The 19,861-nt window shown below is 59.6% G+C and carries 20 protein-coding genes; 10 read left to right on the forward strand and 10 right to left on the reverse strand.

All coding sequences use genetic code 11. From position 1 onward, the window contains the following. Positions 1 to 45: 45 nt before the first annotated feature. The 4 genes from ACYVIT_RS11310 to ACYVIT_RS11325 all read right to left on the reverse strand — a co-directional run bounded on the left by ACYVIT_RS11310 (position 46) and on the right by ACYVIT_RS11325 (position 4,344). The gene (locus tag ACYVIT_RS11310) at positions 46 to 1,656 is read right to left on the reverse strand and encodes a GMC family oxidoreductase (RefSeq protein ID WP_415806098.1); all 1,611 of its coding nucleotides are present in this window, start codon (positions 1,654 to 1,656) and stop codon (positions 46 to 48) included. A gap of 17 nt (positions 1,657 to 1,673) precedes the next feature. Beyond that, a complete protein-coding gene (locus ACYVIT_RS11315; protein WP_415806099.1) occupies positions 1,674 to 2,678 on the reverse strand; it encodes an ABC transporter substrate-binding protein in 1,005 nt (334 codons plus the stop codon). Between the two features lie 86 nt (positions 2,679 to 2,764). After that, on the reverse strand, positions 2,765 to 3,580 hold the full coding sequence (locus ACYVIT_RS11320) for an ABC transporter ATP-binding protein (RefSeq protein ID WP_415806100.1): 816 nt from the start codon (positions 3,578 to 3,580) through the stop codon (positions 2,765 to 2,767). After that, positions 3,577 to 4,344: an ABC transporter permease gene (locus ACYVIT_RS11325; protein ID WP_094820804.1), complete on the reverse strand. Its 768-nt coding sequence runs from the start codon at positions 4,342 to 4,344 to the stop codon at positions 3,577 to 3,579. The genes ACYVIT_RS11320 and ACYVIT_RS11325 overlap by 4 nt, the downstream gene beginning before the upstream one ends. 100 nt (positions 4,345 to 4,444) lie before the next feature. Here ACYVIT_RS11325 and ACYVIT_RS11330 point away from each other — a divergent pair, with 100 nt between their 5' ends. The 3 genes from ACYVIT_RS11330 to ACYVIT_RS11340 all read left to right on the forward strand — a co-directional run bounded on the left by ACYVIT_RS11330 (position 4,445) and on the right by ACYVIT_RS11340 (position 7,024). Beyond that, on the forward strand, positions 4,445 to 5,170 hold the full coding sequence (locus ACYVIT_RS11330) for a GntR family transcriptional regulator (RefSeq protein WP_415806101.1): 726 nt from the start codon (positions 4,445 to 4,447) through the stop codon (positions 5,168 to 5,170). A 13-nt stretch (positions 5,171 to 5,183) separates the two neighbouring features. Next, complete coding sequence (locus ACYVIT_RS11335; protein WP_415806102.1) at positions 5,184 to 6,329, forward strand: mandelate racemase/muconate lactonizing enzyme family protein; 1,146 nt, start codon at positions 5,184 to 5,186, stop codon at positions 6,327 to 6,329. A 176-nt stretch (positions 6,330 to 6,505) separates the two neighbouring features. Beyond that, a complete protein-coding gene (locus tag ACYVIT_RS11340; RefSeq protein WP_415806103.1) occupies positions 6,506 to 7,024 on the forward strand; it encodes a DUF2501 domain-containing protein in 519 nt (172 codons plus the stop codon). A gap of 98 nt (positions 7,025 to 7,122) precedes the next feature. On the opposite strand, the gene ACYVIT_RS11345 is transcribed toward ACYVIT_RS11340, so the two are convergent. From ACYVIT_RS11345 to ACYVIT_RS11370, 6 genes are all read right to left on the reverse strand, one after another. After that, positions 7,123 to 7,455 carry a YegP family protein gene (locus ACYVIT_RS11345; protein WP_415806104.1) on the reverse strand — a complete coding sequence of 111 codons (333 nt, stop codon included), beginning with the start codon at positions 7,453 to 7,455 and terminating at the stop codon, positions 7,123 to 7,125. A 148-nt stretch (positions 7,456 to 7,603) separates the two neighbouring features. Next, positions 7,604 to 8,797, reverse strand: coding sequence for an MFS transporter (locus tag ACYVIT_RS11350; RefSeq protein ID WP_415806105.1), 1,194 nt, complete (start codon positions 8,795 to 8,797; stop codon positions 7,604 to 7,606). A gap of 188 nt (positions 8,798 to 8,985) precedes the next feature. Next, positions 8,986 to 10,863 carry an ABC transporter ATP-binding protein gene (locus ACYVIT_RS11355; protein ID WP_415806106.1) on the reverse strand — a complete coding sequence of 626 codons (1,878 nt, stop codon included), beginning with the start codon at positions 10,861 to 10,863 and terminating at the stop codon, positions 8,986 to 8,988. Between the two features lie 425 nt (positions 10,864 to 11,288). Continuing rightward, complete coding sequence (locus ACYVIT_RS11360; protein WP_094820811.1) at positions 11,289 to 11,843, reverse strand: helix-turn-helix domain-containing protein; 555 nt, start codon at positions 11,841 to 11,843, stop codon at positions 11,289 to 11,291. A 12-nt stretch (positions 11,844 to 11,855) separates the two neighbouring features. Beyond that, positions 11,856 to 12,638 (reverse strand): aldolase, encoded by a 783-nt coding sequence (locus ACYVIT_RS11365; RefSeq protein ID WP_415806107.1) that lies wholly within the window; start codon positions 12,636 to 12,638, stop codon positions 11,856 to 11,858. A gap of 127 nt (positions 12,639 to 12,765) precedes the next feature. After that, a complete protein-coding gene (locus ACYVIT_RS11370; protein WP_415806108.1) occupies positions 12,766 to 13,731 on the reverse strand; it encodes a Bug family tripartite tricarboxylate transporter substrate binding protein in 966 nt (321 codons plus the stop codon). A 228-nt stretch (positions 13,732 to 13,959) separates the two neighbouring features. Between ACYVIT_RS11370 and ACYVIT_RS11375 the strand changes: the two genes are divergently transcribed. From ACYVIT_RS11375 to ACYVIT_RS11405, 7 genes are all read left to right on the forward strand, one after another. Then, entirely contained in the window at positions 13,960 to 14,871 is a 912-nt protein-coding gene (locus ACYVIT_RS11375; RefSeq protein WP_415806109.1) for an NAD(P)-dependent oxidoreductase, read from the forward strand. Between the two features lie 100 nt (positions 14,872 to 14,971). After that, positions 14,972 to 15,373, forward strand: a complete 402-nt coding sequence (locus tag ACYVIT_RS11380; RefSeq protein WP_094820814.1) for a carboxymuconolactone decarboxylase family protein — start codon at positions 14,972 to 14,974, stop codon at positions 15,371 to 15,373. 166 nt (positions 15,374 to 15,539) lie between these two features. Beyond that, entirely contained in the window at positions 15,540 to 16,520 is a 981-nt protein-coding gene (locus ACYVIT_RS11385) for a Bug family tripartite tricarboxylate transporter substrate binding protein (RefSeq protein WP_415806110.1), read from the forward strand. A gap of 4 nt (positions 16,521 to 16,524) precedes the next feature. Beyond that, positions 16,525 to 17,430, forward strand: coding sequence for an NAD(P)-dependent oxidoreductase (locus tag ACYVIT_RS11390; protein ID WP_415806263.1), 906 nt, complete (start codon positions 16,525 to 16,527; stop codon positions 17,428 to 17,430). Positions 17,431 to 17,473: 43 nt separating this feature from the next. Next, positions 17,474 to 18,163 carry a GntR family transcriptional regulator gene (locus ACYVIT_RS11395; protein ID WP_415806111.1) on the forward strand — a complete coding sequence of 230 codons (690 nt, stop codon included), beginning with the start codon at positions 17,474 to 17,476 and terminating at the stop codon, positions 18,161 to 18,163. Positions 18,164 to 18,270: 107 nt separating this feature from the next. Continuing rightward, a complete protein-coding gene (locus ACYVIT_RS11400) occupies positions 18,271 to 18,774 on the forward strand; it encodes a sigma-70 family RNA polymerase sigma factor (protein WP_415806112.1) in 504 nt (167 codons plus the stop codon). Between the two features lie 27 nt (positions 18,775 to 18,801). Next, a complete protein-coding gene (locus tag ACYVIT_RS11405) occupies positions 18,802 to 19,776 on the forward strand; it encodes a FecR family protein (RefSeq protein ID WP_415806113.1) in 975 nt (324 codons plus the stop codon). Positions 19,777 to 19,861: the final 85 nt, after the last annotated feature.

Here is a 19,861-nt window from a genome sequence, read left to right on the forward strand (position 1 = left end):
GGCGTGAGCCAAATACAGGTCAGGGCAGCACCATTGGGCAGGGCTTCACTGATGCCCGGCAGAGCCGCGGATCAGTTGAGCGCCTTTTTCCCCGATCAAAATCGCGGCCGCATTGGTATTGGCCGACACCATGGCCGGCATCACTGACGCGTCAATGACGCGCAACCTGTCCACGCCCTGTACACGTAGCGTCGGATCGACGACTGCTTGGTCATCGCTGCCCATACGGCAGGTCCCCGAGACGTGGAATACAGTTCCCCCGCGTTCGCGCGCGAACTGCGCCAGATCCTGCTCTTTTTGTAATCCACTGCCTGGCATGTATTCCTCGCCAGTGGTGAATTCGCGGAAAGTGGGTTGATGATAGATGTCGCGCAGCATGCGCAACCCTGCGACCAGGACTTTGATGTCGTGCGGTTCTGTCAGATAGTTGGACACGATACGCGGCGGGTCGAAGGGATCGGCCGAGCGGATCTCGACCGTACCGCGAGAATCGGGCCGGCATTGTGTGGCCGATGCGGAAAAACCAGAAAATCCATGCAACGGATCACCAGGCTTGTCTACCGATAGCGGCATGACGTTGAACAGAATATCGGCCCGGCCATCACGTGCATGCTCGGTACGCACCATGCCTCCCACCTGGCCTGCACCGACCGTCAACGGACCCGCTTTGTTGAACAGCCACTTCGCGCCCATGTTGGCGAGCTTGAACGGATTGCGCACGTCGTCATTGAGCGAGAGTTTGTTTTTAACCTTGACGATGACGCGTGCCTGATAGTGATCCTGCAAATTGCAGCCGACCTCCGGCGCGTCGACATGGACCGGAATCTGGTGCTTTTGCAGCAGGCGGGCAGGGCCGATGCCGGATAACTGCAGCAGATGAGGCGACTGCAGCGCGCCTGCGGCCACTATCACTTCGCCTGCTGCATGAGCGCGCATGACCTGGCCGCGCTGCAGCCAGGTGACGCCGTGGCAGGTGCCACGCTCTATCAGCAATCGCGTGACATGGGCATCGGTTAAGACCGTGAGGTTTCGACGTGCCCGCACCGGACGCAAAAAAGCCGTGGCTGCGCTGTCGCGCCAGTGTCCTCGCAGTGTCAGCTGGTAGCTGCCCAGGCCGCTATCCTGTGCGCCATTAAAGTCAGGACTGGCGGGCAAGCCCGCTTCGGCGCCCGCCCGCAGCCAGGCCGAGCACAGCGGATGATCATTGCGCAGGTCCGAGACATGCAGTTCGCCCTGATCACCGTGATACTCGCTCGCGCCGCCCGCGTAGCACTCGGATTGCTTGAAAATGGGCAAGACATCCCGATAGCTCCAACCTGTCGCGCCCAGACGCGCCCAATCATCGTAGTCCGCGTGTTGGCCGCGGATATAAATCAGTCCGTTGATTGAGCTCGAGCCTCCCAGCACCCGGCCGCGCGGCCAGACGATAGAGCGATTGCCCGTTTCGGGTTGAGGCTCCACGTCAAATTGCCACGAATAGCGCGGGTCATAGATAGACCGGAAATATCCCACGGGCAGCTTCAACCAGAATCCCGTGTTTGCGCCGCCAGCCTCCAGCAGCAATACCCGGCAGGCCGGATCTGCACTCAGGCGATTGGCCAGCACACAGCCGGCGGAGCCGGCTCCCACAATGATGTAGTCGTAGGTTTGGGACATGGCGCGTTGCTGCGAGGTTAGGCTTTCACGATGTCTAGATAGGGCTTGGGATCGAAATAGGTACTGGCAGGCACCGGGTTGGAAATATTGGCGGTCTTGACGAAAAAGTCCGTGACCTGCTGCAGCCATTTCGTGACGGTGCCGTCGGCGTACTTGGCCCGCCATTCGCTGGAGGTGAAATACTTCGACGCTTTGAATTGATTCTTGAGGTCGGCCAGCGGGACTTCGGGATACTGTTTCTTCTGTAATGCTGCAATGGCCTCGTCCGTGTGCGAAAGCAGGTGGTCATTGGCCTTGACCCAGCCCTTGATCAGCGACTGGATCAATTGCGGATTTTTATCGTAGAAGTCATTGCGCGCCGCCCAGCCGCCGACGATGGCGGCCTCGGGATAAAAGGCCGAGGCATCGACCAGCATGCGTGCACCCTCGGATTTTTGTTTGACGGTCACATCAAACGGCACCCATAACGCCACGGCCGGTACGGCGCCCGAAATAAAGGACGTGACGGCTTCGGTCATGCGTTGATTCACGATCTGCACGTCCTTGCCTTCTTGCAGATTGGCGCCTTGCAGTACCCGATTCAGGAACACGTGTGCAGTGGTGCCGGCCGTGGTCGAGATTTTCTTGCCCTTGAGATCGGCGGCGCTCTTGATGCCGGAGTCGGCCCGGACCCAGAGTTGCGCGGTCGCATATTCCACATTGTTCAGCAAAAAGACTTTGCCTTGGCCGCGTGCCGGGAAATTGGATACTACGGCGCCGGTGGACAATACATCGAGACTGCCTCCGATCATGGCCTGGAACAATTCAAGTCCGGTAGTGAACTTGATCATCTGCAAATCCAGGCCTTGCTCGGAAAAGGCGCCGGTTTCCAGGCCCGTCCAGATCTGGCCGTCCACGGCGGGCGTATGTAGATAGCCTACGCGCACGGACTGCGCGGCACGTGCCAATAATGGCATGCCTAGGCCTGACATGGCGGCCGCGAGGGTGCCGGTTTTCAATAAGGTTCTGCGCTGCGGATTCATGTGGAGGCTCCTTTTAGCAGGCGAAACGACGACATAACAGATCAAGAAAAACGGGAACAATGCGGCGTGAGACACGCGCGCGAGGATCACTCAGACAGACGCACCGCCTGGCTAGCCTGCCGGGCGTATTCCTCCATGACCAGGCTGCGGATATGCGACCGCAACTCACCAAAGCGCGGGTCTTCATGCAAATTCTCCGCACGCGGATAAGCAAATGGCACGTCGATCACCGTACGGATCCGCGCCGGCCTCGCCGTGACCACCACAATGCGCGATGACAGGTAGATGGCTTCCTCGACAGAGTGCGTGATCAGCATGACGGTTTTGTTTTCGGCCAGCAGGACTTGCAGCAGCAAGTCCTGCATCGCGCTACGCGTCTGCGCATCCAGCGCGCCGAAAGGCTCGTCCATCAGCAGAAATTGCGGTTTGACCGCGTAGGCGCGCGCCAGGGCCAGGCGCTGACGCATGCCGCCGGACAAATGCTTGGGATGATGGTTGGCAAAATCGGCCAGCCCCATCAGCGACATGTAGCGCTGACAGATCTCGTCGCGTTCGGCGCGGCTGACTTGATTGGCGCGCAGCGTCAGGCCGAACGCGATGTTTTCCTTCACGGTGAGCCAGGGAAAGACGCCGTATTCCTGAAAAATCACGCCCCGGTCCGGCCCCGGGCCGGTGACGGGCTTTCCATCCAGCTGGACTGTGCCCTGGGTAGGCTGCAAAAACCCCGCCACCATATTCATCATCGTGGTCTTACCGCAGCCCGAGGGACCGATGATCGAAACAAATTCGCCTTGGCGGATATCGAGATTGATGCCGTCGAGTACCCGCATGGGTCCATGCGCCGTCGGATAGTCCACGGATACATCGGAAAACTGCAGGCGTACAGGGGTATTCGATGTCATGCAATCCGCTCCTGCCATGCCACCAGACGGCGCGCCAGCGCGCGCAGAATCAAATCCATGATCAGCGCGATGAGGCCAATGCAGATGATGCCGACGTAAATGATATCGAGCTGAAAGAACGAGGACGCGTCTTGAATCAAGGCGCCCAATCCCTGCTGCGCGGCGATCAGCTCCGAGGCTACCAGCGTCGCCCAGGCCACCCCCAGCGCCACACGCAGCGCGGTCAACATATGGGGAATCGTGAGCGGCACGATGACCTTGCGGAAGATCTCACCGTCGCTCGCGCCTAGTGTCCGCGACACACGCACGAATATGGGATTGATCTGCGCAATGCCTTCGTACATGACGATGACGCCGGCAAAGAACGACGCATAAAACAGGATCGCGATCTTGGCGGACTCGCCTATCCCAAAATACACGATCACCAGCGGAATCAACGCAATCGGCGGCAGGGCGCGGAAAAAGTTGATGACCGGATCGACAAAGCTGCGTATCGATTGATACCAGCCCAGTACGAATCCGACGGGCACGGCCAAGACAATCCCCAACACCACGCCGACCAACACGCGCTGAGTGGACATCAAGATGTCGTGAGGCAGCCGGGTTTGCATCAGCTCCAGGAATTTCGCCAGCACCTCGTGCGGGCTGGGGACCAGGGCAGGGCTGACCAGGCCGCTGGCTCGCACTGCATACCACGCCAATACGATGAGCAACCACGGGGCGGCGATCAACGCCACGCGTTGCACTACGGAACGATTGCGCAAGATGTCTCCTCCGTAAATCAAAGCGAAGGCGCTTGACCTTTTATAGGTCAAATCGTACTGTAGACCATACGTTCAGCAAACAACATATGGCTATTTGTTTATGGCTATCAACTTTCACGACAGCCCTATTCCTCGCTATCTCCAACTGGCAGACCTGATGCGGCAGCGCATCGGCCGCGGTGTGTGGGAACAGGGACAAAAAGTACCGTCCCTGGAGGAGCTCGTTGCCGAGTTCGGGGTGGCCAGGGTGACCGTTCGTCAGGCGATGGATGTCCTGACCCGCGAGGGATTGGTGTCCCCCCAACAGGGGCGAGGGACATTCGTAACGGGCCTGCCGCCCAATGACCGCTGGCTGCGGGTGCAAACCACTTTGGCTGAACTGGCCAATATGTACCGGGACACCAAGCCCAAGATCGTGACGATCGACGAGTCCATTCATCGCGCACCGGTCACGCCGCAGGACGGCACGGCGGCTGAGCGCTATGTCTTTATGCGCCGTGTCCACGAACGCCTGGATCAGCCGTATTGCGTGATCAATATTTATCTGGCCGAAGATGTCTTTCGCCAGCATCCGGAGCGCTTTCGCAATGAAACCGTGATTCCGCTGCTGGTCTCCATGCCCAGCATCACGATCGCCCAGGCGCGGCAGGCGTTGACCATCGGCACGGCCGACACCGAGGTTGCCCAGCACTTGCAGGTGGCAGTGAATACGCCCATTGCCGAAGTGCGCCGCGTCTTTGTGGACGCAGACGGGCGCGTGATTTATCTGAGCGAGGTCTCCTACCGCGGGGATTTCATCCACGTTGAAATGAACTTGATTCCCTGATTGTTCCAGAGCCATGACGAATAACGACCGCAGTATCCATCCCACCAAACTCAGCGTGCATGTGTTGCGCTATCCCCTGGAAAACCCCGTGCGTACCTCGTTCGGTACGATGTATAGCCGTCCCGCGGTCTTTGTGCGCATAGAGAATCGCGATGGCGCGCACGGTTGGGGCGAGGTCTGGTGCAATTTCCCTTCGTGCGGAGCCGAGCATCGGGCATTGCTGGTCGAGACGGTACTGCAGCCTTTGCTGCTGGATCGCGAATACAAAGATCCCGCAGCCGCCTTTGCGCATCTGACAGCGGCAACGGAAGTCCTGGCCTTGCAATCCGGTGAACCTGGTCCCATGGCGCAGGCCATCGCCGGCATCGATCTCGCGCTGTGGGACTTGTGCGCTCGCCGCGCTGGTCAGCCGTTATGGGCCTTTCTGGGGGGCACGCACGATCAGGTCCAGGTCTACGCGAGTGGCATCAATCCCGATGATCCGGCCAGCATGGTGCGCAAGAAATACGACGAGGGTTACCGCGCTTTCAAGCTCAAACTCGGATTTGGCCAGGAGCGCGATCTCCAGAATCTGCGCGATGCCCGCGATGTGATCGGCATGGATATGCCGTTGATGACGGATGCGAATCAAGGCTGGGACGCGCCTACAGCTGCCACCATGATGGCGGCCATGGCCGAGTTCAACCTCGCCTGGCTCGAGGAGCCCCTGCGTGCCGATCGGCCGTTCGCCGAATGGCAAGCGCTGGCTCGCCACTCTGCGATTCCCCTGGCAGCGGGCGAGAATTACCTGGGGCTGAGCATGTTCCAGGCGGGAATTGACGCCGGATTCCTGCAAATCGTTCAGCCCGATCTGGCCAAATGGGGCGGTATTTCTGGCTGCTTGCCTGTCATTGAAGCGGTGCGGGCTGCCGGCCTGCGATATTGCCCGCATTACTTGGGGGCAGGCATAGGCCTGATGGCATCGGCTCATCTGTTGGCGGCGGTCGATGGTATTCACCATGGCGGCTTGCTGGAAATCGACGCGAACGACAATCCTTTGCGTACGCTGCTCAGCGAGCCTTTGCTCAAACTGGATAATGGTCTGGCCCATTTGGGGCAGGCGCCGGGTATCGGCCTTGAACCGGATGTGCAGGCCTTGCAGGCCAGTTGTGTTCGATAGCGAGCCCATGTCCGGGCAGTGACAAGACGGATCGAGGTGTTACGGCACTCCTGGAGAACCGCCTCGGTTATTCATACTTTGTCGCATTCGGCCTGCCGTCTTTGCTTTGTTTTTCTTGTTTCGCGTCACATGCCGCCGCTAGGATGAATTCGGTTTTCTCAGACTGGAGTGATGCAATGAAACTGAATCATCGTCATGTCATCGGCATAGCCGCCCTGATCGCCGCGCCACTTTTCGCAACAGGCGCGAATGCGCAGTTGCTGGATGCCGTCAAGGGACAGGTGGGCGGGGAGGCGGCGGCGCAGACCGGATCGTCCTCCGGCGGCATCACACAAGGGCTGGGCGGCGCCTTGGGCGGCAGCGGCGGCGGAAATAGCTCGTCGGTCCTGTCTGCCATCAGCGGCGGCTCGGCGAGCTCCGGCACGGCGGGCAATGCGGCGGGCGTGCTCGAGTTTTGCATCAAAAACAACTACTTGAGCGGCAATGACGCCTCGTCAGTAAAGGACCAGTTGATGGGTAAACTCGGCGGATCCGCAAAAGCCTCGTCCGATGCGGGATACTCCAAAGGGTCGTCGGGCGTGTTGACTACCAGTAACGGAGCGTCGCTCGATCTGAGCAGCGGCGGTGGCCTGAAAGAAGAAATCACCCGTAAGGCGTGCGATCAGGTACTGGACCAAAGCAAGTCTTTCCTATAAAGAAACAGGCCTCCCGAGGGAGGCCTGTTTCTTGCATACTGCCTCGCGGCAGCCGGTACGCGTCGTCTATCGCGTACCGCCACGTGACGCGAATAACGTCAACTGTTATCGCGGATATCCGCCGTCGACCCATTTTGCTTGACGGATTCGATACCGCCATCGCGAGCCGCCTCGCTGCCATACATCTGGCTGTTGGCGATGACCTGATTATTGGCAGCCCGCAACGAGAAATAGAACTTACCGTTCGATGATGTGGCCGACTTGTATCGGGCGCTGTCACCGCTGTTCTTTTGTACCGAGGAGATGCCGTTCGAGGCCGAGGCCTTGGTCTCGTACATCTCGCTGGTCAGGATGATTTCCCCGTTGCCGGCTTTCAGGGAAAAGTGGAATTGCCCGTTGCTTGCTTTTTTTAGTTCAAACCAACCTGCCATGATGGACTCCTTGGGTTGAAAGCGATGAGCGAAACGATACGTGGCGGGACCTTGCCCCGCAGCGCTTCACGATCATAGGGAATGCAGCGGGTTTTGCCTAGGCTGGGATCGTTTTTTTTCGAGATTCCAGCCCAGGATTTGCATTGCTTTACGTTGCCTGCTGCAGCGTGTCGCGTTGTCGATCCATCGAGACCGAAATCAGCCACAGTAAAAAGCCGCCCAAGGCGAGCAGGGCGCCGACCCAGCCTGGTGCGTGCCAGCCGTAGCCCTGAGACAACGCCAGTCCACCCAACAGCGGTCCCAGTGCATTGGCCGTGTTGAACGCCGAATGGTTCAGCGCCGCAGCCAGGCCCTGCGCGTGTTCTGCCACATCCATCAGGCGCGTCTGCAATACCGTACCCAGTGCGCCGCCGACACCGACCAGGAAGACGGCGGGCGTGATTGTCCAGATGCTGTCGATGCTGAACGTAAACAACACCAACGAGACTGCGCTGAATACCAACAGCCCGCCAGCGGTCGGCATCAACGCACGATCAGCAAATTTGGGAATGATGAGATTACCTGCTGTCATGCCGATGCCAAATACCCCCAGTACCAATGGAACGGTATCGGGCGAGACGTGAGTCACCTCCAGCAGAATATCGGCGAGATAGGTATAGACGGCAAACAAGCCGCCAAAGCCGATTGCGCCTATGCCGAGCGTCATCCAGACCTGAGCATGGCGCAATGCGCTCAACTCGCGCAGCGGACTGGCCTTGGGGTCGGCGGGCGTGGCTGGCGCAAACAAGGCAACGAGCAATACGGTGAGCAGACCGGTCGCGGCCACCAAGGCGAATCCCCAACGCCAGCCCACGACGTGTCCCAGCCAGTTGGCCATGGGAACACCAATAATCGTGGCAACCGTCAGACCCAGAAACATGCGGCCGACTGCCTGGGTGCGGCGGTTCTCCGGCACCAGCGACACGGCGACCAGCGACGCAATGCCAAAGTAGGCGCCATGCGGCAAACCGCTCAGAAAGCGCAGCACCATCATCCATTCATAGGTGGGTGCAAAGGCGCACAGCCCGTTGAACAGCGCGAAGCTGCCCATCAACAACAGCAGCAGTGCGCGTCGAGGCAGCCGGGCTGCCGCCACGGTGATCAACGGTGCGCCTACCACTACCCCCAGCGCATACGCGCTGATGACGTGGCCCGCCGTTGGCGCGTCAATACCGAGCGCGGGCGCAAAATACGGCAGGAGGCTCATGGTGGCGAATTCGGTAGTGCCAATAGCAAATGCGCCGATAGCGAGCGCAAACAGCACTAGGCCGGGCGAACGCGGCCCGGAAACAGAGGAGGTCATGGAGTGATTCTTGGGAAATGAAAAGGCAGGGGGGCGCCATGGCCCGCGGCCGAAAAACGCTTAATTGTAGCGCCCCTCTTATGACAGCAATACAACGTCCTGATGGGATCGATATAACGAGGACGATATAACGAGCAGAACTGAGCGACAGTAGGGCGGGGCGTGGCCCCGCGTGCGCCGAAAAATTGTCAGCTTTCGGTCAGTATGGCATCGTCCTCCGTGTCCAATGCCATAAGCGGGCGGCGTTGCTGTGCGCCATCGGGCAAGGTCAGGCCTTTGGTCAATTCCAGGGCCTGGCGCTCGAGCAACCGGCGATACAGGCCGCCCTCGCGTTGCATCAGTGCCTGATGATTGCCTTCCTCGACGATGCGGCCTTTGTCCATGACCAGCAAACGGTCCATGGTACGTATCGTAGACAGCCGGTGTGCGACCACCAGCGTCGTGCGTCCGGCCATCAGGCGTTCCATGGCCTGCTGGATCAAGGCTTCGCTTTCACTGTCCAGGCTCGATGTCGCTTCGTCCAATATCAGGATAGGCGCATTGGCCAGGAACGCGCGTGCAAGGGCGACCCGTTGGCGTTCGCCGCCAGAGAGCTTGACGCCGCGTTCGCCCACCATGGTTTCATAGCCTTTGGGCAATGCGGTGATGAAATCGTGGGCACTGGCCTGACGCGCGGCTTGTTCGATCTCTGCGCGCGTAGCGTCGGGCCGGGCATAGGCAATGTTTTCAGCCAGTGTGCGGTGAAACAGCACGGGTTCTTGTTGCACGATGGCGATCTGGCTGCGCAACGAGGCCTGCTGCACGTCAGCAATATCCTGGCCGTCAATGGTGATGCGGCCACTGTTAATGTCATAGAGCCGTTGGATCAGCTTGATGAACGTTGTCTTGCCAGAGCCCGAATGACCCACCAGACCCACCCGTTCGCCCGGCTTGATGCGCACCGAGAAATCGTCGTACAACGCGACAGGGTGCGCGCCATATCGGAACGTGACGTTCTCAAAACGGATCTCGCCTGCCTGGATCGCGATAGGACGCGCATCGGGTTTGTCACTCACACCGAGAGGCTGTGCGTGCAGCGAGACGAGCTCTTCCATATCGTTGACCGAGCGTTGCAGGTTGCGGATGTGCATGCCGATATCGCGCAGATAGCCCTGCAGGATAAAGAACATCGTCAAAGCAAAGGTGATGTCGCCGACGCTGGCTTGCCCTTTGGCCCAGAGCAGCAGGGCAGAGCCCAGAATGGCGGCTTGCATGGCAGCGAGCATGAGGCCTTGTACGCCACCGTTGAGCGTGCCGCGCACCCAGCCCCGCCGGGTGCGGTGGCGCCATTTGCCCAGGATACGTTCCAGCCGGACTTCTTCGCGCGATTCCGCGCCGAAGGCCTTGACGACGGCATTACAGGTCACGGCATCGGCCAAGGCGCCGCCCAGCCGCGTATCCCAGGCATTGCCCAGACGTGCGGCAGGCGCAACAAAACCCAATGACAAGGCGGTCGTCACCGAGATGTACACCAGCGATCCCACACCGACCACCAGCCCCATGATGGGCCATTGCACACCCAGCAGAATGGTCGCACCCACCAGCATGCCTATCGATGGCAACAACGCAATCAACAAGGTATCGTTGAGCAAGTCCAGCGCCCACATCCCGCGCGTGATCTTGCGCACCGTCGAGCCGGCGAAGCTATTGGCATGCCAATCCGTAGACAGCCGCTGCACACGATGAAATGCGCGCGAGGCGATCGCGGTCATCATGTTCAGCGTGAGCTTGATGATGTTGAAGTACACCAGTTGCAGAAAGATCGTGCTGCCTAGCGCCAACGCCGCCAGCGCCCAGAAAGCGGTCGTCGCCATATCCCAAGCGCCGGGGCCGCTGGAGATGCCCGCCGCCACTGCGTCGACCAGCCGTCCGGCAAACATGGGCGTCAACACATCTGCCGTGGCCGAAAGCAGCACCAACAGAATGATCAGCAGAGCGCGCCAGGGCTGTTCGCGCCAATGCCGAAACGTAAAACCTAAAACGTCTTTGAACGCTTGTCCGCGAAAATCAATTTTTCTTCGAGCCATTTTTTATTGCCCGGTATCGTGACGAATGCCGGGGCTTTCAACAAGAACAATAGAAAGAGACATTGCCGCGCGTCCGTAAAGGCGGATAGGCCGAGCAAAATGTCTGGGATGGGCGATAGGCTGCCGCAAGTGCGCAGAACGCGGACTTACAAGCGAAAAGAGCTTGGCGGGCGGCCCAGCGCCAGCGACGACTTAAAGGTGTCGCGGGTCCACGCTGGGGAAAGCATTGCGAACGATGGACATCAGACGCCTCCCTGGTGGTGAGTGAAATGGTGGAAGAAAGCGGGGTACGGAATGATGGACGGTAAACGCCCAAGTACCAATGATATCAGCCCACGCTTGACAATGGCAATGCATTCGGTCTTGTTTCTGTGGCGGATGCAACACTCGCCTCGCGAGGGCTGCTGGTCAGCGCAGCGCTGCGATCAACGCGCTGCGACGACCAGCACTTCGGCGATTTCCCGGCTGACCGTGCGCATGCGATGGGGAAGTTCCGAATCGAAATACACCGAGTCGCCGCAATCCAGCCGAAACTGCCGTTCGCCGACGTGGACCTCGACTGAGCCTTTGAGGACTAGCATGAACTCCTCGCCAGGGTGCGGGAACACGGCTTTATCTGCGGGAAACTTGCGCGGTGGGCGCACGACAAAGGGCTCCATCGTGCGGATCTTGCGCCGGCCGGCCATGGACTGGTAGTGGTAGCCGACATGGGTGCCATCGCGCACCAGGGGCTCGCGGTCTGCCACGCGCACGATGCTGGTGGTTTCTTCTTGTGCATCCATGTCCGCGCCGACCAGCTGCGACACACCGATATCGTAGGCCTGCGCCAGGCGGAGCACCGTGGAAATGGAGGGCTCGCTCAGGCCGCGCTCCAGCTTGGATAGGTAGCTCTTGGTCAGGCCCGTACGCTGGGCCAGTTGCTCCAGCGACAGGTCTTGTTGGCGGCGCAGGGCGCGAAGTCGGTGTGGCAGGTCTTGCATAGGCAATTCGGATCAGGTCAGCACGTCAGTATGGGTGCGCAGGGCTCGACGTGCATAATACGCGAAGCCGATCTGTGACCGTTTCGGCGTCAAGATCCAATCGTGCGCCTCCGTGCCGAGCTCCGGCGGGATGGGCCGGATCGTGCCGGCGCCCATTGCCAGCAATTGCATGCGGGCCGCACGCTCGAACTGCAGCGACAGCACGCAGGCTTCCTCGATCGTGGTCGCGGCGACCAACATGCCGTGATGGGATAGCAGGATGGCGCGCTTGTCGCCCAGGGCTGCCGAGATGATTTCGCCTTCTTCGTTTCCAACGGGCACGCCGGGCCATTTTTCCAGAAACGCGACATCGCCATACAGCGTGCAGTTGTCCATGTGCGAAACCTCGAGCGGGACCTCCAGCATCGACAGCGAAGCGACGTGCAACGGATGCGTATGAATAATGCACTGCACGTCGGGCCGGGCGCGATAGATCCACGAATGAAAACGGTTGGCCGGGTTCGGCATGCCGTCGCCGTCCTGTACCTGCAGGTCTTCGTCGACCTGCAGTAGATTGCTGGCTGTGATTTCGTCAAAGCCCAGTCCCAGGCGCTGGGTGTAGTAGCTGCCCGGCGTTTCCGCGCGTGCGGTGATTTGTCCGGCCAGTCCCGAATCATGGCCGCCATCAAACAAGATGCGGCAGGTCAGCGCGAGGCGTTCGCGCTTTGTCCACTGCGAGTCGGCGAATTGACGGCGCATTTCGGCCTGCGCTTTCTCGACCAGTTCTTGTTTGGACAGGTGCATGGTGTCTGCCATGGTGCTTCCTTTCGTGTGGTGTTTTGCGTTATGCGTTATGACTGGTATGTCATGCAGCGTGATCCGTCATTCCTGATGCGCACGGTGACGTGTGCCATGTGAAGGAACGTCAAGCTCGGTACGGCCGTCAGTCCAATCGAATATGGGCCCGTTGGATGATGTCGGTCCATTTCGCTTTTTCGGCGGTCATGAACTGTTGATATTCTTCGTTGGTTCCTTTGTACATCTGCGTCCCTTGCGAGGCCAACCGCTCGCTCAAAGCGGGCGAGGACAGGGCCTTTTGCAGGGCGGTATTTAACGTAGCGACAATCGGCGCCGGGGTGCCGGCCGGGACATACAGCCCATTCCAGGAACTGATTTGCAGTTGGGGAACATGCACGTCTGCGCTGGTAGGCACACCAGGGGCCGAGGGCAGGGGGCTGGGATTTGCCAGCACCAGTGCTCTGAGTTTGCCGGCCTGGACCTGCGGCATGATGACAGGTATGGCGTCCATGACGACGTCGACTTGACCGCCCATTGCTGCGTTGACAGCTTCGATGCCGCTCTTGAACGGCACATGCGTGATATCGACGCCGGACGTGAGCTTGAGCAGCTCCAGACCCAGGTGCGGTGAGCTGGCGTTGCCGGCAGAGCCGAAATTCAGCTGACCGGGATGCGCTTTGGCATACGTCACAAACTGCGCAAAATCCTGAGCCTGGACGCTGGGATGGACGGCGAGCATAAACGGTGAGCTCGATACCAAGCCAACGGGCTGAAAGTCGCGGTTCGGGTCATAGGAGATTTTGTCGCGAGCGAGCGGATTCACGATCTGCGTGCCGACCGTACCCAGGAACAGGGTGTAGCCGTCCGGGGCGGATGTGGCCGCGAGCTGCGCGCCGATCACGCCGCCAGCGCCAGGGCGGTTTTCAATGATCACACTCTGTCCCAGGGCGTCTCCCAATTCCTTGCCCACCTGGCGCGCCACGATATCGGTGATGCCGCCCGCACCAAAGGGCACAATGAGCCGCACGGCACGCTCCGGATAGGATTGCGCCGCGACGGTGCTGCAGCTGACCGCAAAAAGGGCGGAGATAAGAAGCCTGGATACACGCATGATTTTCCCTGACGTTGATTGTAGTTAAAAATGATTCCTTAATGACACGAAGTGTCCTATAGATTTGTGTGTGTCATCAAGGCTCCGCGCGTAGGGGATTTCCCGAGAGGGTGTGCAAGCTGGCCGCTTAAGCCGATGCCCACGCTCAGGGTTATTACTGATGTGCTCGCTTGCGTCATTTCCGTAGGATTGACGTATTGTCATACAATCAGATAAAAGGAGACGGTCGTGGAGAACCAGGAAATCGGCTTTGTCGGGTTGGGGCGCATGGGTCTGCCTATGGCGCGAAACCTGCTGAAAGCCGGATATGCGGTGTATGCCTTCGACGCGTCCGTACCGGCCCGGCGTGCTGCGACAGACAGCGGCGCTGTCTTGGCAGATAGCGTCCGAGCGTTGGCGGATCAAGTCGAGACGATATGTCTGAGCCTGCCGACGCCTGCGATTGTGGAAACCGTCCTGCTGGAGTTACGGCAAGGCGCAAAGGTCCGCCGAGTGATCGACTTGTCGACGATAGGCATACGTGCTGCCCGACGTGCGCAGGAGATCGTCAGCGAGCGCGGTATCGAGTGGATCGAAGCCCCGGTCAGCGGCGGCGTCACTGGCGCCGCGGCAGGGACGTTGACCTTGATGGTGTCGTGCGCGACGAGCGTTCGTCTTCAGGTCGAACCGATATTCCAGGCACTGGGCAAAGTGCTTTACGCCGGTGAGGCGCCGGGTCTGGCGCAAGCCGCGAAACTGGCCAACAACATGTTGTCAGCGGCGGCGTTGGTGGCCTCGTCCGAAGCGCTTTCCATGGCCACCAAGGCAGGCGTCGATCCGGCCGTCGCGCTGGAGATCATCAACGCCAGCAGTGGCCGTAATACAGCGACCACGCACAAGATCCCCAACGAGGTGCTGACCCGCCGTTTTCAGGTGGGATTCGCCAACAAGCTGTCTCACAAAGATGTGACGCTGTGCATTGAAGAGGCCGCGTCCATGGGCATTCCCATGCCTGTCAGCGTCGCGATTCGCGAGATGTTGGCGATCACCACGGCGACCTTTGGCGAGGACGCCGATATTTCGGACGTCGCCCGAGTCATGGAGCAATGGGCTGGCATCACGCTTCGCGGGCATGCAGATGCCCAGGAAATACCGGCCTGATCGTGACCCTCACCGCGGGTGAGGTCTGACACTGCAGGCATGCTTTGCCGCGTTTCTGGCGGCTCTTTTTTTAACGCTTTTTACACTGTCAAGGAAGACTATGAACAATGAACTGTACGAAAAAGGCTTGAAAGTCCGGCGCGAAGTGCTGGGTGCCGAACACGTGGACAAGTCGATCGCCAATGCGACCGATTTCAATCGTATCGCTCAGGAAATCACGACGACGGCGTGCTGGGGACTGTGCTGGGCCAACGATGACCTGACACGCCGTGAACGCAGTTTGGTGAACCTCGCCATGATCAGCGTGCTGAACCGTCCGCATGAGTTGTCGCTGCATGTCAAAGGCGCCTTGCGCAACGGCTTGAAAGAGTCGGAGATCCGCGGCGCGCTGACTCACGTGGCGATTTATGGCGGCATTCCGGCGGGAATGGATTCGTTCCGGATCGCCTCTGAAGCGATCAAGGAGTATCGCGAGGCACAAGCTGCCGGAACCGAGAAATAGGCCTATCCCGCGCCTGCGACCAGGGATGACAACAGAACAACACTGACGGACCACGCCTGCGCATAGGCAGCGCAATATGCAGCGCAGGACGGGGCCGTTCACATCTGGTCGTTCATTTTCAATGTTGGACTGACATCCGCCTGAGACAAGGTGGAGGGAGACACTCATGCGTAAATTTCTTCGCCCCATGCTGGCGGCGACCCTGGCCGTTCTCGCGAGTGCGGCACATGCGGCTTATCCGGAGAAACCGATCACCATGGTCGTGCCTTATGCGCCGGGAGGCTCTACCGACGCGCTGGCGCGCATCGTTGCCGAGGCCATGGGCAAGGATCTCGGCACGACCGTCATCGTTGAAAACCTGGGCGGTGTCGGCAGCGTTCCAGGGGTACAAAAGTTCTTGCGCTCGGCCAACGATGGCTACACGATCATGTTCAGCAATATGGGTTCGTTTGCGATTGCGCCGACCCTGTATCGCAGCATGAAATTCGATCCCAAAACGGAAATGGAGCCCATAGGCCTGGTTGCAGAGGTGCCGATGGTGCTATCGGTCAGCGCGGCCAGCGGCATCAAGAACCTGCCGGATTTGCTTAAAAGGTTGCGCGACCAATCGAAGCCCAGCGTGAATCTGGGCAATGGCGGCCCAGGCAGTACGGCGCACATCGGCGCGGAATATTTTCTCTATCTGACGAAGACGAAAGCCCAGATGGTTCCCTATCGCGGCACTGGGCCGGCGTTGGTCGATCTGATGGCAGGCACGGTCGACATGCTGATCGATCAGACGGTCGCCATGATTCCGGCCAGCAAGGGCGGGCGTGTGGTGCCGTTGGCGGTTGCCAGTCCAGAGCGGGTTCCCCAAATGCCTGACACACCGACGTTTGCAGAGGGCGGCGTGCCGGAGTTCGATATCGCCGTGTGGAACGCCTTGGCTGCGCCGAAAGATACGCCCAAGGATCGGGTGGACAAGCTCGTCAGTGCCCTGAATTATGCGCTGGACGATCCAAAGGTGAAGGACTCACTGGATTCATTGGGCGCGTTGGCGCCGCAGGGCCAGCGCCGCGGTCCCGCCGAAATGGAACGCTTGACGAGCAAAGACCTGGACCGCTTTGGTAAATTGATCCACGACGCGAATATTCCTATCAATCCATAGAACGATATCGAGACAAGACATGACGACACCGACAATCGGATTTATTGGCTTGGGCAGCATGGGAAAGCCGATGGCTCAATGCCTGTTGCAGGCTGGATATTCTCTTGCCGCTTATGACACCAACGCGCAAGCTGTCGCGACGCTGGCGCAAAATGATCGCGTCAGTGCTGCGGCAACACCTACCGATGTGGCCAAACGCGCGTCTATCATCATTACGATGTTGCCGACCAGCGCGATTGTGGAGCAAGTGCTCAACGGTCCCGACGGAGTGTTTTCTGCGGTGCAGCCGGGCGCCATCATCGTTGAGATGAGCTCGGGCGTGCCAACTGCGACGCGGGCTTTGGCTCAGGCGGCGCAGGCCCGCGGGGCCGAATTGGTCGATGCGCCGGTATCGGGTGGTGTCAGCCGCGCGAATACCGGCGATCTATCGATCATGTTCGGCGGGACAGATGCGAGCCTGTCCATCGTCGAACCGGTACTGCGCGCCATGGGTTCCAGCGTCGTGCGCACGGGAGACGTGGGTAGCGCGCACGCGATGAAGGCGCTCAACAACCTGGTGTCGGCAGGCGGTTTCTTGATCGGAATCGAGGCAATCCTGATGGGCAAACGGTTTGGCCTGGATACCGAAGTCATGGTGGATATACTGAATGCCTCGACCGGAATGAACAATTCCACGCAAAAGAAATTCAAGCAGTTCGTTTTGTCGGGAAAGTACAATGCCGGTTTTGGGCTGGAGCTGATGGTGAAAGACCTAGGCATCGCTCTGGGATTGGATGAAAACCATACGGCCGAGTTCTCGCAGCTTTGTCTGAAAACGTGGCGCGCCGCCGCTGAGTCGCTAGGAAAGGGGGCCGATCATACCGAGCTCGCCAAGTTCGTTGCGCAGCGCTGCGATGTGGCTCTGCCATGAAAGACGACTGAGGGGTCCGGCGATAGCGGTCAATAATGAGGCCATGAGTATTCAATTCGAACGTGCCGAAGTCTCGCTGAAGAAACAGGTCATCGATAGCATGCGTAACGCCATTATCGATGGCACGTTTCTGCCGGGCCAGAAACTGGTTGAACGTGAGTTGTGCGAGCTATTCGATGTCAGCCGTTCTCTGATGCGCGAGGCCTTGCAGAAACTAGAAGCCGAAGCGCTGATCACCATCGTGCCGCATCGCGGGCCCGCCGTGGCAGAGATCACGCTGGAAGAAGCTACCTCTATTTATGCTGTGCGCCAGGCCCTGGAGGCATTGGCTGGCGCAGGTTGCGCGCAGCATGCGTCGGAGGAGGACATCGCTGCATTGGAGGTCAGTTTGCAACGCGTGGCCGCTTGTCAGGGAAATGCCGATCAGAAAGCCTTGGTCCAAGCCAAAAATGAGTTTTATCGTGTGTTGCTCAAGGCTTGTGGCAACCCCATCGTGCAAGAAATGCTGACGGGACTGAATAACCGCATCAATTCGCTGCGCCGGTTTTCGATGAGTCAGCCCGGGCGGCTGCCTCATACGGTCAAGGAGTTAAAGGAGATCATCGGCGCCATTCGCAGCCGTGATGCCGAACGGGCATCGAAACTATGTGCCGAGCATGTCGGCAAAGCGGCGACGATTGCTCTGCGCGTGATGGCTGAGCAAAAGCAACAGGCTTCGTCGGCAGAAACCTAGCCTTTTGAAGCGCCTTGGCCAAGGGCGCTGCCGTCGAGGTCGGGCGGGCGGTATTTGTTAATGTAAATAAAAAACATTATCATGTTCGATCTTATCGATCCTCTGTCATGTCAGCCCGCCGATCTCGCCCGCAAGGTTTTCTCGCCTATTACGAAGAGCTGCTCGCGGTCTGGACCCGGAAATTGGGGTGCCGGGAGGCGGCGCGGGATCTTGCGCACGACGCCTTGGTAAAGTGTTTGGAGGCAGGCCGTGCAGACGTGGCGCAGCCGCGGGCGTATCTGCACCAGGCAGCGCGCAACGCCGCCGTCGATGCCTTTCGACGCGATCGCGCCAAGGAATGGGTGCCGCTTGATACCATAGCGACCTATGCCGATCCTTTACATGACCCAGTCTCTCAGGCACGCGCCAGCCAACTCGGCCATGCCCTGGAAGCCGCCCTGCAGGAATTGCCGCTCAAGTGCCGACAGGTGTTCGTCTGGCAGCGCGTGGAGGGCCTGACGCAGGCCGAGATCGCTCAACGCCTGGGGTTAAGCAAAAACATGATCGAGAAATACATGATTCGTACTGCCTTGCATTTGCGGGAGCGATTGGGGGCCTATGCGCCGGATTGATTGCCCGCTCGTGATAGAGGTTTTGCTGTGAGTGCCGCCGTCGGATCCGATCCTATTCGTGCCCAGGCGGCCCAGTGGTTTGCACGCGCCCATTCTGGCGAGTGGGACGATGCGGCTCGGGCCGAGCGGGATGCGTGGCTGGCGGCCGATCCACGCCATGCGTATGAGTACCGTATGTTGGAATCCATCTGGCAGGCGGCTGCCGACATACCGCAAGAGCGCCTGCAAGCATTGGCCACGGCGCGGCCGAGGCGTGTTGGCGTGAATCGGCGTCAGGCTGCCGCGGCGTTCTGTACGGGCGCACTTGTGCTTGGACTGGCGGTCTGGCACTGGCCCCGCGGCGTGATCGAGATGGAATACCGCACTGCTTCAGGCGAGCGGCAAACCGTGACCTTGTCAGACGGCTCTGTGGTCGAGTTGAACAGCGGCAGCCATATTCAGGTGCGATTTGATGACACGGCGCGGCGAGTGAAGTTGCTGGCTGGCCAAGCGTTGTTCTCGGTGGAAAAGGACGCCAAGCATCCATTTCTGGTTGACGCAGGCATTGGCACGGCCTTGGTCACGGGAACGCGGTTCGATGTGCGCCGCGATACCGATCAGGTGTCAGTGGTGGTCGAGTCCGGTTCGGTCAGTGTGGCAGGGCGCGATGATACCGAGCCTGTTGCCGTGGTGGCGGGTAACGCCGTGCGTATAGGCGCCAATGGCCGTGCCGAGCCGCCGCAGCATGTGGACGTAGCCACGGAATTGTCGTGGCGCAAGGGGCAGATCGTGTTTCGTGGGACGGACTTGGCCAGCGCGGCACGCGAAGTCTCGCGTTATCGTCAGCAGCCTGTCGTCTTAGCCGGACAACCATCATTGGGAAAACTACAGATCAGCGGCGTTTTCCGGACGGACGATACGGACGCGTTCCTCGCGGCGTTGCCGCATTTTCTGCCAGTGCAAGTACGTCAACTGGCTGACGGCCGTCGGGAAATCGTTGCCGCCACCGCTGTTACAAAATAACCGGCCCGGCGATTCAGGTTTTTCTCTGATATTTCGTCTTCTCTCTGATTGAGCTGGGCGGCGCGGTTGCCGCCGTCAAACAGGA

This window comes from Bordetella muralis, from assembly GCF_054781015.1.

Coding starts and splice junctions, on each gene's coding strand:
- ACYVIT_RS11345 (WP_415806104.1), bottom strand. CDS start 7,455: ATGGCAGGTTGGTTTGAACTAAAAAAAGCAAGCAACGGGCAATTCCAC.
- ACYVIT_RS11340 (WP_415806103.1), top strand. CDS start 6,506: ATGAAACTGAATCATCGTCATGTCATCGGCATAGCCGCCCTGATCGCC.
- ACYVIT_RS11365 (WP_415806107.1), bottom strand. CDS start 12,638: ATGGCAGACACCATGCACCTGTCCAAACAAGAACTGGTCGAGAAAGCG.
- ACYVIT_RS11370 (WP_415806108.1), bottom strand. CDS start 13,731: ATGCGTGTATCCAGGCTTCTTATCTCCGCCCTTTTTGCGGTCAGCTGC.
- ACYVIT_RS11400 (WP_415806112.1), top strand. CDS start 18,271: ATGTCAGCCCGCCGATCTCGCCCGCAAGGTTTTCTCGCCTATTACGAA.
- ACYVIT_RS11330 (WP_415806101.1), top strand. CDS start 4,445: ATGGCTATCAACTTTCACGACAGCCCTATTCCTCGCTATCTCCAACTG.
- ACYVIT_RS11385 (WP_415806110.1), top strand. CDS start 15,540: ATGCGTAAATTTCTTCGCCCCATGCTGGCGGCGACCCTGGCCGTTCTC.
- ACYVIT_RS11320 (WP_415806100.1), bottom strand. CDS start 3,580: ATGACATCGAATACCCCTGTACGCCTGCAGTTTTCCGATGTATCCGTG.
- ACYVIT_RS11380 (WP_094820814.1), top strand. CDS start 14,972: ATGAACAATGAACTGTACGAAAAAGGCTTGAAAGTCCGGCGCGAAGTG.
- ACYVIT_RS11350 (WP_415806105.1), bottom strand. CDS start 8,797: ATGACCTCCTCTGTTTCCGGGCCGCGTTCGCCCGGCCTAGTGCTGTTT.
- ACYVIT_RS11310 (WP_415806098.1), bottom strand. CDS start 1,656: ATGTCCCAAACCTACGACTACATCATTGTGGGAGCCGGCTCCGCCGGC.
- ACYVIT_RS11315 (WP_415806099.1), bottom strand. CDS start 2,678: ATGAATCCGCAGCGCAGAACCTTATTGAAAACCGGCACCCTCGCGGCC.
- ACYVIT_RS11395 (WP_415806111.1), top strand. CDS start 17,474: ATGAGTATTCAATTCGAACGTGCCGAAGTCTCGCTGAAGAAACAGGTC.
- ACYVIT_RS11355 (WP_415806106.1), bottom strand. CDS start 10,863: ATGGCTCGAAGAAAAATTGATTTTCGCGGACAAGCGTTCAAAGACGTT.
- ACYVIT_RS11335 (WP_415806102.1), top strand. CDS start 5,184: ATGACGAATAACGACCGCAGTATCCATCCCACCAAACTCAGCGTGCAT.
- ACYVIT_RS11360 (WP_094820811.1), bottom strand. CDS start 11,843: ATGCAAGACCTGCCACACCGACTTCGCGCCCTGCGCCGCCAACAAGAC.